Source organism: Agromyces kandeliae (assembly GCF_009674665.1).
Taxonomy (GTDB): Bacteria; Actinomycetota; Actinomycetes; order Actinomycetales; family Microbacteriaceae; genus Agromyces; species Agromyces kandeliae.
This window is the reverse complement of record NZ_WKJD01000008.1, coordinates 43,102-57,977: the sequence shown is the minus strand read 5'-3', so window position 1 is coordinate 57,977 and position 14,876 is coordinate 43,102. Positions and strand designations below refer to the sequence as shown.

Below are 14,876 nucleotides of genomic sequence, written 5' to 3'. Positions count from 1 at the left end.
CTACGATCCGTGCGCGACGGCGAGGATCACGGCCGTCTCGGGCGGGAGTTCGACCATGCGGTCGGGCGCACCGCGCTCGGCGAGCGCCGGGTCGGTCGCCAGCAGCACGTCGGCGGGCCCGTCGAGCTCGATCGCCCACGGCGAGGCGCCGAGGTTCGCGAGCACCACGACCCGTTCGGGCGCGTCCGGGGCGCCGCGATCCATCCGGAACCGGTCGAGCGCGTCATCCGCCCAGGCCGTCGTGTGCTCGAACGACGGGTCGGTGAGCTCCGGCCGCGCTCGGCGGAGCGCGAGGAGGCGGCGATGCAGGTCGAGCAGTCCCCCGTGCGCACCGCCGGCGTCGGCGGGCTCCGACCAGTCGAGCTTCGAGCGCCGGAACGTCTCGGGGTCCTGCGGGTCCGGCACGAGCGCCTCGTCCCATCCCATCCGGGCGAACTCGGCGATCCGGCCCTCCGCGGTCGCGCGTCCGAGCTCGGGCTCGGGGTGGGACGTGAAGAACGCCCAGGGCGTCGACGCGCCCCACTCCTCCCCCATGAACAGCATCGGCGTGAACGGCGTCGTCAGGTTGAGCACCGCCGTGACGGCGAGCCTGCGCTCGCCGAGCTCGGGCGAGAGCCGGTCGCCCGCGGCGCGGTTGCCGACCTGGTCGTGGTCCTGGGCGAACGTGACGAGCCGCCACGTGGGCACGGCCGGATCGATCGGCCGGCCGTGGTCGCGCCCGCGGAACGACGAGTACGTGCCGTCGTGGAAGAACCCGCGCGTGGTCGTCTTCACGAGCGCGTCGAGCGGCGCGAAGTCGGCGTAGTAGCCCGCGGTCTCGCCCGTGAGCGCGACGTGCATCGCGTGGTGGTGGTCGTCGCTCCACTGGGCCGTGAGGCCGTAGCCGCCCGCCTCGCGCGGCATGATGAGCGTCGGGTCGTTCAGGTCGGACTCGGCGATCAGCGTGAGCGGTCGGCCGATGTGCGCCGAGAGCGCGTCGGCGTGCTCGGCGAGCTCCCGCAGGATGTGCCGCTCGGACCGGTCGCGCAGCGCGTGCACCGCATCGAGCCGGAGCCCGTCGACGTGGAAGTCGCGCAGCCACGTCATCGCGTTCTCGAGGATGTACCGCCGCACCTCGGGCTCGTCGAGGTTCACCGAGTCGCCCCACGTGTTGCGCTCGGCCGTGCGCAGGTACGGGCCGAACCTCGGCAGGTAGTTCCCGCTCGGACCGAGGTGGTTGTAGACGACGTCCTGGATGACCGCGAGGCCGCGCGCGTGGCAGGCGTCGACGAACCGCTGGTACGCGGCGGGGCCCCCGTAGCCCTCGTGCACGGCGTACCAGAGCACGCCGTCGTAGCCCCAGTTGTGCGTGCCGTTGAACGCGTTGACGGGCAGCAGCTCGACGAAGTCGATGCCGAGGTCCACGAGGTGGTCGAGGCGCTCGACCGCGGAGTCGAGCGTGCCGTCGGGGGTGTACGTCCCGACGTGCAGCTCGTACACGGTGCCGCCCGCGAGTTGGCGGCCCGTCCAGTCGGCGTCCGCCCACTCGTGCGCGCCGAGGTCGAACGCCGCACTCGGCTCGTGGACGCCGAGCGGCTGGCGCAGCGAGCGCGGGTCGGGCAGCGCCCGGTGGTCGTCGTCCAGTACGAAGCCGTACTCGTCGCCGGGCGCCAGCTCGACGTCGGCGTGCCATCGGCCCCGCTCGTCGCGATCCATCGGCAGGTCGGGGCGGCCCGGTCGCCGCAGCGCGACCCGGGTCGGATTCGGGGCCCAGAGCTCGAGCGTCATCGGGCGACCTCCTCGTCGTGGCCGTGCGGGCCGTCGGGCCAGGGTGCGTCGGGGGCGGATGTCGCGGGCGCGAGCAGTGCGACCGGATACGTCGCGAGCACCTCGGCGAGCCCGAGCTCGCCGCCCGTCGCCCCGCCGTCGGCGTCGTCACCGAACCGCCGCCCGGTGAGCAGGTCGACCACCGTCCCGCCCGCGGTGAGCACCACCGTGTCGCCCCACGCTCCGTCCGGGGCGGAGGACGCCGGGTCGGCACCGACCCGTGCGGCGAGCCCCACGGGCAGCCGTGTCGCCACGGTCACGACACCGCCCCGGTCGAACGCGATCGCGTGCCGCGCCGCCTCGCCCGCGACCTCGAGGGGCCGGTACCGCGTGAACCACTCGGGATGCTCCCGACGGGCGCGGAGCGCCCGCGAGGTCACGAGGAGCTTCGCGGCGCCCGTGGCATCCGTCGCCGGCAGGTCGCCGCGCAGCACGGCGTCGTCGAGGTCGGCGAGCATCCGCCGTCGCAGCGCGAGGTCGACGGGCCGGCGGTTGTCGGGGTCGACGAGGCTCGTCTCCCAGAGCTCGCTACCCTGGTACACGTCGGGGACGCCGGGCATCGTGAGCTGCAGGAGCTTCGCCGAGAGCGAGTTCGACCAGCCCGCGGGTGCGAGCCACGCGACGAAGGCGTCGAGCCGCCCGCGCACGGCGGGGTCGTCGTAGGCCCGGTCGATCACCGCATGCATGCGCGCCTCGAAGGCGGCGTCGGGCGTCGTCCACGTCGTCGAGACGGATGCCTCGCGCGCCGCCTTGTCGGCATAGGCGTGCACCCGTTCGCGCTCGATCGGCCAGGCGCCGACGATCGCCTGCCAGAGGAGCGCGTCGAACGGGCCGTCGCCGGTCGATCCCGCGGTCGCGCGGAGACCGTCGAGCTCGATCGACCACCGCTCGGGGATCTCTGCGAGCACGTCGATGCGCGCCCGGACATCCTCACCGCGCTTGGTGTCGTGGGTCGAGAGCGTGGTCATCGAGTGCGGCCATGCGGCGTGACGGCGCACCTGCCGTTCGTGGAACCGGTCGACGGGGATCGCGAACTCCGACGGGTCGCCGCCGACCTCGGTGAGTGAGCCGAGCCGCGTGTACCGGTAGAAGGCCGTGTCCTCGACGCCCTTGGCCATGACCATGCCGCTCGTCTGCTGGAAGCGCACCGCGACCGGGTGGCCGGCGTCGCCGAGCACCGGCAGGAGCGCATCGACCGTCGCCGCCAGGTCGGGCCGGTGCTCGCGCGCGAGGCGTGCGGCCGCCTCGAGGTGCTCGGCGCCCGCCGGCAGGTACGACCGGTACACGGGGAAGCACGTGAGCAGTTCGGCGAGTGCATCGGCGGCGCCCGCGGGGCGCGGCGCTGGGAGCATCCGTTCGAGCCGGAGGACCTCGCTGCGCAGGATCCCATCTGCGATGCCGCGCTTCGTGCCGTGGATGAGGTCGGGCCAGTCGGTCGGGCCGGGGACGCCGGTCTCGGCCCGCAGCCGGGCGTCGAGGGCGTCGAGCGGCGCCTCGCCGTCCGGATCGACGAGGACCCGGTCGACGTCGGCGAGCGCGTCGTACCCGGTCGTGCCCTCGGTGCGCCAGTGCGGCGGCAGCGGCTCGTCGCCCTCGAGGATCTTCTCGACGAGGACGTACGCGCCGCCCGTGGCATCCGCCAGTCGGCGCAGGTAGGCGCCCGGCCGCGCGAGGCCGTCGGGGTGGTCGACGCGGAGCCCGTCGACGAGCCCGTCGCGGATCCAGCCGACGATCGCCTCGTGCGTCGCATCGAACACGGCGGGCAGTTCGACCCGGACGCCGGCGAGCTCGTTGACGGCGAAGAATCGTCGGTAGTTCAGCTCGGCATCGGCCCGCTGCCAGTGCACGAGTTCGTAGTGCTGTCGGGCGTGCACCGCGAGCACGTCGGTCGTGCCCGCCTCCGCGGCGTCGTCGTCGCCGGCCGAGCCCGGTGCGAGCGGGAACCGGTGCTCGAAGTACCGCAGCTCGCCCTGCTCGACGCGCAGGTCGCCGGCGGCCGCCGCCTCCTCGAGCGAACCGCCGAGCACCGGCAGGCGCACCCTGCCTCCGGCGAACTCCCAGTCGACGTCGAACGCGTCGGCGTTCGGGGAGTCGGGGCCGTGCTGCAGCAGGCTCCACCACCATTCGTTCTGCGCGGCATCCGCCACGCCCACGTGGTTCGGCACGATGTCGACGAGGATGCCGAGACCGGCCCCGTGCGCGGCATCCGCCGCCGCCGCGAGGCCGCCCTCGCCGCCGCGCGCCGGGTCGACCCGGTCGTGCGCGACGACGTCGTAGCCGTGGTCGGAGCCGGCGCGCGACGGCAGGATCGGCGAGAGGTACAGCCAGTCGACGCCGAGCGCGTCGAGGTAGCCCACCGCGGATGCGGCGTCGTGCAGGTCGAACGACGGACGGATCTGGAGCCGGTACGTCGACCGCGGCGCCCGAGCCGCCGGCCCGCGCCCCGTCCGCCCCGCGGCATCCGTCATCTCCCCGCCTCCGCCTTCGGTGCGGGCGCCTCGTCCTTCGCGGCCGCGACCATCGCCGAGAGCGACGCCGCGACGGAGTGGTCGACCTCGTCCGGCGACGGGTCGTGCTGGCGGAGGACCACGAGCGAGCGCTGCTCGAGCGGGATCGTCTCGCCCGGCTGGATCGGCGCACTGTCGGCTCGGTTGCCGGCGGTGTCGATGAGCACCTCCCACTCGGGCGAGAACTCGTGCTTCGGGATCGTGAACTCGACCGTATCGTCATGCGCGTTGAACAGGATGGTGAAGTGCCGGTCGACGATCCGCTCGCCGCGACGGTCGCGCTCGCGGATTCCCTCGCCGTTCAGGAACACCCCGATCGCCTTGCCGAAGCCGGCATCCCAGTCCTCCGGAGCCATCACGGTGCCGTCCGGCCGGAGCCAGACGATGTCGGGCACCGGCCCGCCCTCGGGCTGCCGCACCGGCCTCCCGTCGAAGAACCGGCTGCGACGGAACGTCGGGTGCTCCGCGCGGAGCTTGGCGACCGCGGCGGTGAACTCGACGAGCGGCTGGTCGGCGTGCTCCCAGTCGATCCAGCTGAGCTCGCTGTCCTGGGCGTAGACGTTGTTGTTGCCCTCCTGGGTCCGCCCGAGCTCGTCGCCGTGCGAGAGCATCGGCACGCCCTGCGAGAGCAGCAGCGTCGCGATGAAGTTGCGCTGCTGGCGGGCCCGGAGGGTGAGGATCTCGGGATCGTCGGTCGGACCCTCGACGCCGAGGTTGGACGAGCGATTGTGCGATTCGCCGTCGCGGTTGTCCTCGCCGTTCGCCTCGTTGTGCTTCTCGTCGTACGACACGAGGTCGCGCAGCGTGAAGCCGTCGTGGGCGGTCACGAAGTTGATGGATGCCACCGGCCGGCGCCCCGAGTGCTCGTAGAGGTCGGCCGAGCCCGTGAACCGCGACGCGAACTCGCCGAGCGTCGCCGGCTCGCCGCGCCAGAAGTCGCGGACGGTGTCGCGGTACTGCCCGTTCCACTCGGTCCACTGCGGAGGGAAGTTGCCGACCTGATAGCCGCCGGGGCCGACGTCCCAGGGCTCGGCGATGAGCTTGACCTGGGAGACGACCGGGTCCTGCTGCACGAGTTCGAAGAACGTCGACAGCTTGTCGACCTCGTAGAACTCGCGAGCGAGCGTCGAGGCGAGGTCGAACCGGAATCCGTCGACGTGCATCTCGAGCACCCAGTAGCGGAGCGAGTCCATGATCAGCTGGAGCGCGTGCGGGTGGCCGACGTTCAGCGAGTTGCCCGTGCCCGTGTAGTCCATGTAGTACCGGGGGTCGTCGTCGACGAGCCGGTAGTACGCGGCGTTGTCGATGCCGCGCATCGACAACGTCGGCCCGAGGTGGTTGCCCTCGGCGGTGTGGTTGTAGACCACGTCGAGGATCACCTCGATGCCGGCGGCGTGCAGGGCCTTCACCATCGCCTTGAACTCCTGGACCTGCTCGCCGCGCTGGCCCGCCGCGGCGTACGCGTTGTGCGGCGCGAAGAAGGCGATGGTGTTGTAGCCCCAGTAGTTCGACAGGCCCTTCTCCTGGAGGGTGCCGTCGTTGACGAACTGGTGCACGGGCATGAGCTCGATGGCCGTCACGCCGAGCCTGCGCAGGTGCTCGATGACGACCGGGTGGCCGACGGCGGCGTAGGTGCCCCGGATCTCCTCGGGAACGCCCGGCAGCGTCTGGGTGAGGCCCTTCACGTGCGCCTCGTAGATGAACGAGGCCGCGTACGGGGTCCGCGGATGCCGATCGCCGGACCAGTCGAAGAACGGGTTGGTGACGACGGCGAGCATCATGCTCCTGGCCGAATTCTGGTCGTTGCGCCCCTCGGGATTGCCGAACGGGTAGCCGAACAGCGACTGGTTCCAGGTCAGCTCGCCGTCGACGGCCTTGGCGTACGGGTCGAGGAGCAGCTTGTTCGGGTTGCAGCGCAGGCCCTTGGCCGGATCGTTCGGCCCGTGCACGCGATAGCCGTAGCGCTGGCCGGGCTGCACCTGCGGCAGGTAGGCGTGCCAGATGTATGCGTCGACGTCGATGAGCTCGACGCGCTTCTCGCGCCGCCGGTTGTCGAACAGGCAGAGCTCGACCTTCTCGGCGACCTCGCTGAACAGCGCGAAGTTCGTGCCGTTCCCGTCGAACGTCGCCCCGAGCGGGTACGTGGAGCCGGGCCAACTGTGCATGCATCCCCCAACGGTGAGCCTCCGGCCATCGTAGGGGGCGGATGTTTCGGGCCCGCATCCGACGACGTCATCGACGCCACCCGCCCGGTGCGTCGGGAGCCGGCCGGCGCGATGACGGCCGGGACGGGTTCACGCCGCGTCCCGGCCGTCATGGAGCGATCCCGCTCCGGTCGGCCCTTACTCGTCGGAGTCGGAGTCCGTGTCGCAGGACGCGGCGACCGCGGCCGACGCCTCCTGCAGCGCAGCCTGCTCCGAGGCGAGCTCGTCGGGGTCCTGCTCGATGGTCATCGCCGACGGGTCCTCCTCGGAGGGCACCTCGGCGAGGCCGTCGGCGTACGTCGACACCTCGTTCAGCGCGGTCTGGAAACCCCCGAGCGCGTCGATCAGCGCGTCGCTGTCACCGGCTTCCTCGATGAGCGCGTCGGTCCGCTCCGACGCCTCGCCCAGGTAGTCCTGGAGCCCCTCGAGCGAAGACGGCGCGGCGAGGTTGTTCTGGACGCCGTTCGAGATGTCGCGTACCTGCGCGGAGATCGACGAGCAGCTCTCCTCACCGGTCGCGGCGGTGTCGCCGCCGCCGGACGCGCAGCCCGTGAGCGCAAGCGCACCGGCGAAGACCAGTGCTGCGGGCATGGTGAAACGTCGCATTCTGAAACTCCCCCTGTTTCGTGTGGAACAGGTGGAGCATAGTCCCCGGCGGCGACATCCCTCCACTGTCCCGGGCTCGCGCCCCGGACGGGCTCAGCCCCCGATCAGCGAGCCGATCCGGGCAGGCACCGCGGGGTCCTGCAGCGAGGTGGTGTCGCCCAACGGGCGCCCCTCGGCGAGGTCGACGAGCAGGCGCCGCATGATCTTCCCCGATCGCGTCTTCGGAAGGTCGGGGACGAAGTGGATGTCGCGGGGCTTCGCGATCGGCCCGATCGCCGCCGCGACATGCGCCCGCAGCGCCGCGGCCCGTGCCGAGGCATCCGTGCCGCCCTCGCTACGCCCGGCCACGCCGTCGCCGACGACGAACGCGACGACCGCCTCGCCGGTGCGGGCGTCGCTCACCCCCACGACGCCGGCCTCGGTGACCTCCGGGTGCCCGACGAGCGCCGACTCGATCTCGATCGTCGAGAGGCGGTGACCCGAGACGTTGATCACGTCGTCGACCCGCCCGAGCAGCCAGATGTCGCCCTCGGCGTCGACGCGTGCGCCGTCGCCGGAGAAGAAGTAGCCGCGATCGGCGAAGCGCGCCCAGTACGAGTCGCGGTATCGCTCGGGGTCGCCCCAGACCGTGCGGGCCATGCCCGGCCAGGTGCCGTCGATCACGAGGTAGCCGCCCTCGCCCCGCGCGACCTCGTCGCCGTGCTCGTCGACGACGCGGGTCGTGAGCCCCGGAAGGGCGCGCAGCGCCGACCCGGGCTTGAGGTGCGAGATCCCCGGCAGCGGCGCCATGACCGCCCCGCCCGTCTCGGACTGCCACCACGTGTCGACGATCGGCGCGGTGCCGCCGCCGACCTCCCGGCGGAACCACTCCCAGGCTGCCGGGTTGATCGCCTCGCCCACCGAACCGAGCAGCCGGATGCTCGAGACGTCGTACCCGCCCGGCACCCCGCCCGGGAACCAGCCCATGAACGACCGGATCAGCGTGGGCGCCGTGTAGTAGGTGGTGACGCCGTATCGTTCGATGATCTCGAAGTGCCGACCCGGGTGCGGCGTGTTCGGCGTGCCCTCGAAGATCACGCTCGTGATGCCGTTCGCGAGCGGCCCGTAGAGCACGTAGCTGTGCGCCGTGACCCACGCCAGGTCGGCCGTGCACCAGTAGACGTCGTCGTGCTTCGCGTCGAACACCGAGTGGAAGGTGCTCGCGACGTGGGTGAGGTAGCCGCCGGTCGTGTGCACGAGGCCCTTCGGGCGGCCCGTCGTGCCCGAGGTGTAGATGATGAAGAGCGGCGTCTCGGCGTCGAACGCCTCCGCCTCGTGATGGGCGGATGCCGCGTCGACCGCGTCGTGCCACCAGACGTCGCGGCCCGGAGTCCACGGGATGCCGGGCGTCTCATCGCCCGTCCGGCGCACGACGAGCACGTGCTCGACGTGCTCGAGGCCGTCGACGGCCTCGTCGACCGCGGCCTTCACGGCGACCGCCTCGCCGCGCCGGAACTGGCCGTCGCTCGTGACGACGACCTTCGCCCCCGTGTCCGAGACGCGGAACCGGAGCGCCTCGGCCGAGAACCCGCCGAACACGAGCGAGTGGACGGCGCCCAGCCGAGCGACGGCGAGCGTCGCGACGACGGTCTCGACGAGCACGGGGAGGTAGAGCACGACGCGGTCGCCCTTCCCCACGCCGAGCGCCGCGAGCGCGTTCGCCGCGCGCGCGACCTCGCGCTCCAACTCGCCGTACGTCACGGTGCGCCGATCGCCGCGCTCGCCCTCGAAGTGGAACGCGACCCTGTCGCCGTGGCCCGCCGCGACATGACGGTCGACGCAGTTCACCGCGGCGTTCAGCCGGCCGCCCGCGAACCAGGTCGCCTCGGGCACCTCCTGCCCCGCGGCATCCGTCGGCCGCCACTCGTGCGCCGTGTGCCACGGCGTCGCCCAGTCGAGGCGCTCGGCCTCGCGAGCCCAGAACGCGATCGGGTCGCGTCGGGCCGACTCGACGAATCCGGCGTCGACGTTGGCCTGTGCCGCGAACGCCGGCGGCGGCGGGATCGCCGCGGCCTCGGCTGCGAGGGTCGTGATCGCCGGGCTGCGGCGCTCGACCGCTCCGCCGGCGGTCTCGTCGGGCGCGGTCGGAGGTGCGGGATGCGACATGCGGGCGGCTCCACTGATCGGTGCACGGACCCGTTCGACGCTATCCGGCACGGCACGTGCCGCCCGGCGGCCGCGTCCCACGGCGTAACAGCACGCAGCGCGGACATGCGAAACGGCCGCGATGCTCGCGGCCGTCACCGGTGTTCTCTGAGCGGAGACGGCGGGATTTGAACCCGCGGTCCCCTTACGGGGACTCCACCTTAGCAGGGTGGTGCACTCGACCGGACTATGCGACGTCTCCTCGTGAACGCCCGAAGGCGAACGCGACTGCCATCATAACCGGCATCCCGCCGAAAACACGATTCGGCCGATCCCGGTGCCGCGGTGCGCGGTGCGCGACGGGCTACTGGTCGGCGAGCGTGCGGCCGGCCGAGCAGCGGGTCTCGGCGGCGGTCTGACCCGTGACGTCGCTCGGCAGCGCCTGCTGCGTCGGCTCGGGGGCCGTCGTCTCGGCGGGAGCGTCGGTCGCGGGCTCCTCGGCGGGAGTCTCCTCCGTCGGCGTCTCGGCGACGGGCTGCTCGCCCGGCGTCGCGCTCGGGTCACCGGTCGAGGTGAACGTCGATTCCGCACCCGCGTTCGGGTCGAACGCGACCGGCGTGTCGTTCTGCAGTGCGAGGTTGACCACCTCGGCCGACTCGGTGGGCGCCACCCCGCCGTCGACGTAGCCGGTCGGGTACTGGACGAACGCGATCTTGGAGAGGTCGGTGTCCTTCAGTGCCTTCGCGATCGAGACCATGCGGGTCGGGTCGGTGAGGCTGTCGGAGAGCTGCATGTTCGCCAGGGCGGCCTTCGCGATGCCGTAGAGCTTCACCGGGTCGGTGTACGTGCCGTCGCTCTGCAGCTTGCGCGCGAGCGCGGACAGGAACACCTGCTGGTTCGAGATGCGGCCGAGGTCGGAGCCGTCGCCGACGCCGTGCCGGGTGCGGAGGAACTGGAGCGCGTCGATGCCCGCGAGGGTGTGGGTGCCGGCATCGAGGAACATGCCGGTGTACTCGTCCTCGATGGGCTCGGCGACGCAGACGTCGACGCCGCCCACGGCCTCGGAGAGCCCTGCGACGCCCATGAACTGCACGACGCCCGCGAACGGGATCGTCACGCCCGTGAGCTGCTCGACGGTCTTCACGACGCACGGCACGCCGCCGTAGGAGAGCACCGTGTTGATCTTGACGTCGTACTGCTCCCAGAGCTCGTCGCCCGACTCGGGGTCGGTGCATCCTGCGGGCACGTCGATGAACATGTCGCGGGGGAAGCTGATGACCTCGACGTGCGAGTGGTCCTCCGAGATGTGCATGAGCATCGTCACGTCGTTGAGGACCGCGGTCTCCTCGTCGGGGTCGCCGAAGCCCGTGCCCTGGCCCGCGCGGCTGTCGCTGCCGATGACGAGCAGGTTCACGCCGCCCTCGATGGCACCCACGTCGGGCACGCCGTCGAGCACCTCCTCGTTGCCGAGCGTGACCGTCGGCTTCGCGGTCGCGGCGAGGTCGAACGCCGCGTAGGCCGCGACGGCGGCCCCCGACGTGAGGACGACTGCGACGACCGAGGCCAGGGCCTTCGTCACGGTTGCCCAGACACCGTTGCGCCGGAGGCGCCCGTGGCGGGTGCTCGAGGCGGCGTCGGGTCGCGAGGGCTGCTGCGGGGAGGGGCGGCTCACTCGGTCTCCTCTCGGGGTCTCGGTCGGTCTCTGGGTCGTGGTGTACTCGGCGGAGGGCGTGGGATTCGAACCCACGAGGCATTGCTGCCCACTGGTTTTCAAGACCAGCTCCATCGGCCGCTCGGACAGCCCTCCTCGCCCGGCACGCCGCCGGACCGCGTCTCCGCGGCACGTCGATGGGCTGGACAGGCCCTGATTCTAGCCGACCCGTATTCGCAACAGGTTTCCACGTCGCGGCTGTGAGCGTGCTGAACCACCCGCACGGACGCTCCTGCGAAATGCCGGATCAGCCCGTATTCGCCGCGGCGCAGCGCACGTCCGCCGCGGTCTGCCCGCTCACGTCGCCGGGGAGCGCCTCGGTCGTCGGCTCCGGGCTCGGCGCCGGTGTCGCCGTCCCCGAGGGTGCGGCCGGGTCGCCCGCCTCGGGCGTGGCGGACGGCTCGCCGACGGGTTCCTCGGCCGGGTCGTCCGTCGCGTTCGGATCGACCGTCCCGAACGGGGTGCCATCCGTCGCGGTCGGGTCGAACTGCACGGCGATGTCCTGCTGCAGTGCGGATGCCACGACGCTCGCGGATGCCGCGGGGACGACCGCGCTGAGGTCGTCCGTGTACACGGTCGGGTACTGGATGAAGGCGATCCGGTCGAGGTCGGTCGACTGCAGGGCGCGTGCGACCGAGACGAGGCGCCAGAGGTCCTGCAGCCCCGAGGAGAGCGTCATGTTCGTCACGACGGCGCGCGCGATGCCGTAGAGCTTCACCGGGTCGCCGAGCGTGCCAGCCGACTGCAACGTGCGCGCGAGCGAGGCGAGGAACGTCTGCTGGCTGGAGATGCGGGCCAGGTCGCTGCCGTCGCCCACCGCGTGCCGGGTGCGGAGGAACGCGAGCGCCTCGTACCCCTTGATGACGTGCGAGCCCGGGTCGAGCACGAGCCCGGTGTACGCGTCGTCGATCGGGTCCACCACGCACACCTCGACGCCGCCGACGGCCTCGGAGAGCGCGGCGACGCCGTCGAACTCGACCACGCCGCCGACGGGGATCGTGATGCCGAGCATCTGCTCGAGGGTCTTGGCGATGCAGCCCATCCCGCCGTCGTTCAGGATCGTGTTGATCTTGACGCCGTACCGGGCCGAGTAGCCGAAGCCCTCAGGATCCTCGGGGTCCGGGCACTCGGGGACGTCGACGAGCAGGTCGCGCGGGAAGCTCACGACCTCGGCGTGCGAGTGGTCCTGCGAGATGTGCAGGAGCATCGTCACGTCGTTGAGCACGCCCGACTCGATGTCCGGGTCGCCGAAGGCGCCGCTCGCGGGCCGCTTGTCGCTCCCGACGAGCAGGAAGTTGAGGCCGCCCTCCATCGCCCCGATGTCGGGCACGCTCTCGAGCACCTGCTCGCTCTCGAACTTCACGCTCGGCTTCGCCGCGACCGGCGTCACGATCGAGCTCACCGCGTAGGCGGCGATCGCACCGGAGGCGACGAGCGCCACGGCGAGCATCGCCCCGACGCCCTTCGCCAGCGCGCGGCCTGCGCCGCGCCGAGGGAGCCGTCCGTGGTGGGCGGGCGGCACCGTCGCCTCCATCAGCACGGGCGGGAGCCGGGGCGCGGGCGGCGCGGGCGGCGGGATGACCGCGGGCAGGCGGACATGCCCGTCCGACACGCCGTCGTCGTCCGTCGGCGTGTCGCCCTGCGGTGCGTCGATCAGGTCGCTCACGCATGCCCCCGATCGCGATCCTAACCACGACTTCCCCGGTCAGGGCGGGAACGTGGTCCCGCGGGTCGGCCCCTGCCGATCGCGGGCGGACCTCAGGGCAGCGAGTCGAGGACGGCCGCCAGGCCCGCCTCCTCGATCCGTCCGGCGCGCTCGTGCGCCGCCGCGACGACCTCGGCCGGCGCCTGGCCCATCGCGACGGCACGGCCCGCGGCGCCCGCCCAGTGGAACATCTCGATGTCGTTGCGACCGTCGCCGACCGCGATCACGCGACGCAGCGGCACCCCGAGCCAACCGCGCACCCGCTCCAGCGCGGTGGCCTTGTTCACGCCGTCCGGAGCGATGTCGAGCCATGCGGTCCACCCGATCGCGTAGCTGACGTGGTGCAGGCCCATCCGCTCGACCAGGCCGAAGAACTCGTCGAGGTCGTGATCGACCGAGGTCGCGACGACACGGGTCGCGGGCTGGCCGAGCAGCCCCTCGAACTCCACCTCCCGTGCGCGTTCGAGGTTCCAGTCGGACATGCCCCGCGTGAACAGCCGGTACCCGTCGGCGAGCTCGACGAGGAATCGCCCGCCGGGAAGCTCGTCGCGGATGCGCATGAGCACGTCGGTCGGGTCGAACGTCTCGACGTGCGCCTGCGACCACCCGTCGGGCGAGGACGGGTCGCGGCGCATCGTGATCGCGCCGTTCGCGGTCACGACGTACTCGGGCTCGAGCCCGAGGTGCTCGAGCACGGGCCGGGTGGTCGACCAGGAGCGCCCGGTCGCGAGCGTCACGAGATGTCCGCGATCGGCGGCCGCTCCGACGGCCTCCACGACCACGGGGTCGATCGACTCGTCCTCGTGCATGATGGTGCCGTCGACGTCGAGGGCGACGAACCAGCGCTCGTCGGTGGCGGCGGTCATCGCTCGACGGGGCGGAGCACCTCGAGGCCGCCGAGCCAGGTGCGAAGGCCCTCGGGCACCACCACCGAGCCGTCGGCCTGCTGGTGCGTCTCGAGGATCGCGACGATCCACCGCGTCGTCGCGAGCGTGCCGTTGAGCGTCGCGACGGGCGCCGTCCTCCCGCTCTCGGTGCGGTGGCGGATGTCGAGGCGGCGCGCCTGGAACGTGGTGCAGTTCGACGTCGACGTGAGCTCGCGGAACGCCTGCTGGGTCGGCACCCACGCCTCCACGTCGAACTTGCGGGCCGCGCTCGAGCCGAGGTCGCCCGCGGCGACGTCGATCACGCGGTAGGTGAGGCCGAGCGCCTGCAGCATCTCCTCCTGCCAGGCGAGGAGGCGCTCGTGCTCCTCCTCGGCGTCGGCGGGGTCGACGTAGCTGAACATCTCGAGCTTGTCGAACTGGTGCACGCGGATGATGCCGCGCGTGTCCTTGCCGTGGCTGCCCGCCTCGCGCCGGTAGCAGGTCGACCAGCCCGCATAGCGGATCGGGCCGTTCGTGAGGTCGAGGATCTCGTCGGCGTGGTACCCGGCGAGCGCGACCTCGCTCGTGCCCGTGAGGTAGAGGTCGTCGGCGGGCAGGTGGTAGACCTCCTCGGCGTGCGCGCCGAGGAAGCCGGTGCCCTGCATGATCTCGGGGCGCACGAGCGTCGGCGTGATGAGCGGCGTGAAGCCGTTGCCGATCGCCTTGTCGAGGCCCATGTTCATGATCGCGAGCTGCAGGCGCGCGCCGACGCCCTTGAGGAAGTGGAACCGGGCGCCGGACACCTTGGCGCCGCGGGCCATGTCGATGCCGTCGAGCAGCTCGCCGATCTCGAGGTGGTCGCGCGGCTCGAAGCCGAACGCCGGGATCTCGCCCACCTCGCGGAGGACCTCGAAGTCCTCCTCGCCGCCCGCGGGCACGCCCTCGACGACCACGTTGCCGATGCGCTGCACGGCGGTGGTGAACGCCTCCTCGGCGGCCGAGGCATCCGCGTTCGCCTGCTTGACCTTCGCGGCGAGCTCCTGCGCCTGCGCGACGAGCACCGCCTTCTCCTCCTTCGGCGCCTTGGCGACCTGCTTGCCGAACGCGTTCTGCTCGGCGCGCAGCGACTCGAACGCCGAGATCGCGGCCCGGCGGGCGGTGTCGGCGGCGACGGCATCGTCGACGAAGGCGGGGGACTCGCCGCGCGCTTCCTGCGAGCGCTTGACCAGGCCTGGGTTCTCGCGGAGCAGCACGGGGTCGATCACCCGAGCCAGTGTAGTCGGGGCATCCGGGGGGCCCGGCGGCCGTCCTCGGCCGATCCTCGGGCTCCGCGGGCCGGCATGCCCT

General features: G+C 72.2%; 9 protein-coding genes and 2 tRNA genes. All 11 read right to left on the bottom strand.

The annotated features are described in order from the left end of the window. The gene (treZ, locus tag GJR97_RS05165; RefSeq protein ID WP_154345456.1) at positions 1-1,767 is read right to left on the bottom strand and encodes a malto-oligosyltrehalose trehalohydrolase; all 1,767 of its coding nucleotides are present in this window, start codon (positions 1,765-1,767) and stop codon (positions 1-3) included. Beyond that, positions 1,764-4,274 (bottom strand): malto-oligosyltrehalose synthase, encoded by a 2,511-nt coding sequence (treY, locus tag GJR97_RS05160; RefSeq protein ID WP_154345455.1) that lies wholly within the window; start codon positions 4,272-4,274, stop codon positions 1,764-1,766. Before treY ends, treZ begins: the two co-directional genes overlap by 4 nt. Beyond that, on the bottom strand, positions 4,271-6,478 hold the full coding sequence (gene glgX / locus GJR97_RS05155) for a glycogen debranching protein GlgX (RefSeq protein WP_154345454.1): 2,208 nt from the start codon (positions 6,476-6,478) through the stop codon (positions 4,271-4,273). Before glgX ends, treY begins: the two co-directional genes overlap by 4 nt. A gap of 177 nt (positions 6,479-6,655) precedes the next feature. After that, positions 6,656-7,108 carry a hypothetical protein gene (locus GJR97_RS05150; protein WP_154345453.1) on the bottom strand — a complete coding sequence of 151 codons (453 nt, stop codon included), beginning with the start codon at positions 7,106-7,108 and terminating at the stop codon, positions 6,656-6,658. Positions 7,109-7,216: 108 nt separating this feature from the next. Further along, positions 7,217-9,268 (bottom strand): acetate--CoA ligase, encoded by a 2,052-nt coding sequence (gene acs, locus GJR97_RS05145; RefSeq protein ID WP_154345452.1) that lies wholly within the window; start codon positions 9,266-9,268, stop codon positions 7,217-7,219. Positions 9,269-9,420: 152 nt separating this feature from the next. Continuing rightward, positions 9,421-9,509 (bottom strand) — tRNA-Ser (locus GJR97_RS05140). Between the two features lie 102 nt (positions 9,510-9,611). Then, positions 9,612-10,919: an LCP family glycopolymer transferase gene (locus tag GJR97_RS05135; protein WP_324613177.1), complete on the bottom strand. Its 1,308-nt coding sequence runs from the start codon at positions 10,917-10,919 to the stop codon at positions 9,612-9,614. 50 nt (positions 10,920-10,969) lie between these two features. Then, positions 10,970-11,054 (bottom strand) — tRNA-Ser (locus GJR97_RS05130). Positions 11,055-11,205: 151 nt separating this feature from the next. After that, positions 11,206-12,624, bottom strand: coding sequence for an LCP family protein (locus GJR97_RS05125; protein ID WP_154345451.1), 1,419 nt, complete (start codon positions 12,622-12,624; stop codon positions 11,206-11,208). A gap of 92 nt (positions 12,625-12,716) precedes the next feature. Continuing rightward, complete coding sequence (locus GJR97_RS05120) at positions 12,717-13,529, bottom strand: HAD family hydrolase (protein ID WP_154345450.1); 813 nt, start codon at positions 13,527-13,529, stop codon at positions 12,717-12,719. Further along, positions 13,526-14,794 (bottom strand): serine--tRNA ligase, encoded by a 1,269-nt coding sequence (serS, locus tag GJR97_RS05115; RefSeq protein ID WP_324613176.1) that lies wholly within the window; start codon positions 14,792-14,794, stop codon positions 13,526-13,528. The genes GJR97_RS05120 and serS overlap by 4 nt, the downstream gene beginning before the upstream one ends. Between the last annotated feature and the right edge of the window lie 82 nt (positions 14,795-14,876).

Excerpts from the sequence above, each read along its gene's own strand:
- treZ (WP_154345456.1), bottom strand. The coding sequence starts at position 1,767 with ATGACGCTCGAGCTCTGGGCCCCGAATCCGACCCGGGTCGCGCTGCGG.
- GJR97_RS05150 (WP_154345453.1), bottom strand. The coding sequence starts at position 7,108 with ATGCCCGCAGCACTGGTCTTCGCCGGTGCGCTTGCGCTCACGGGCTGC.
- GJR97_RS05120 (WP_154345450.1), bottom strand. The coding sequence starts at position 13,529 with ATGACCGCCGCCACCGACGAGCGCTGGTTCGTCGCCCTCGACGTCGAC.
- acs (WP_154345452.1), bottom strand. The coding sequence starts at position 9,268 with ATGTCGCATCCCGCACCTCCGACCGCGCCCGACGAGACCGCCGGCGGA.
- treY (WP_154345455.1), bottom strand. The coding sequence starts at position 4,274 with ATGACGGATGCCGCGGGGCGGACGGGGCGCGGGCCGGCGGCTCGGGCG.
- glgX (WP_154345454.1), bottom strand. The coding sequence starts at position 6,478 with ATGCACAGTTGGCCCGGCTCCACGTACCCGCTCGGGGCGACGTTCGAC.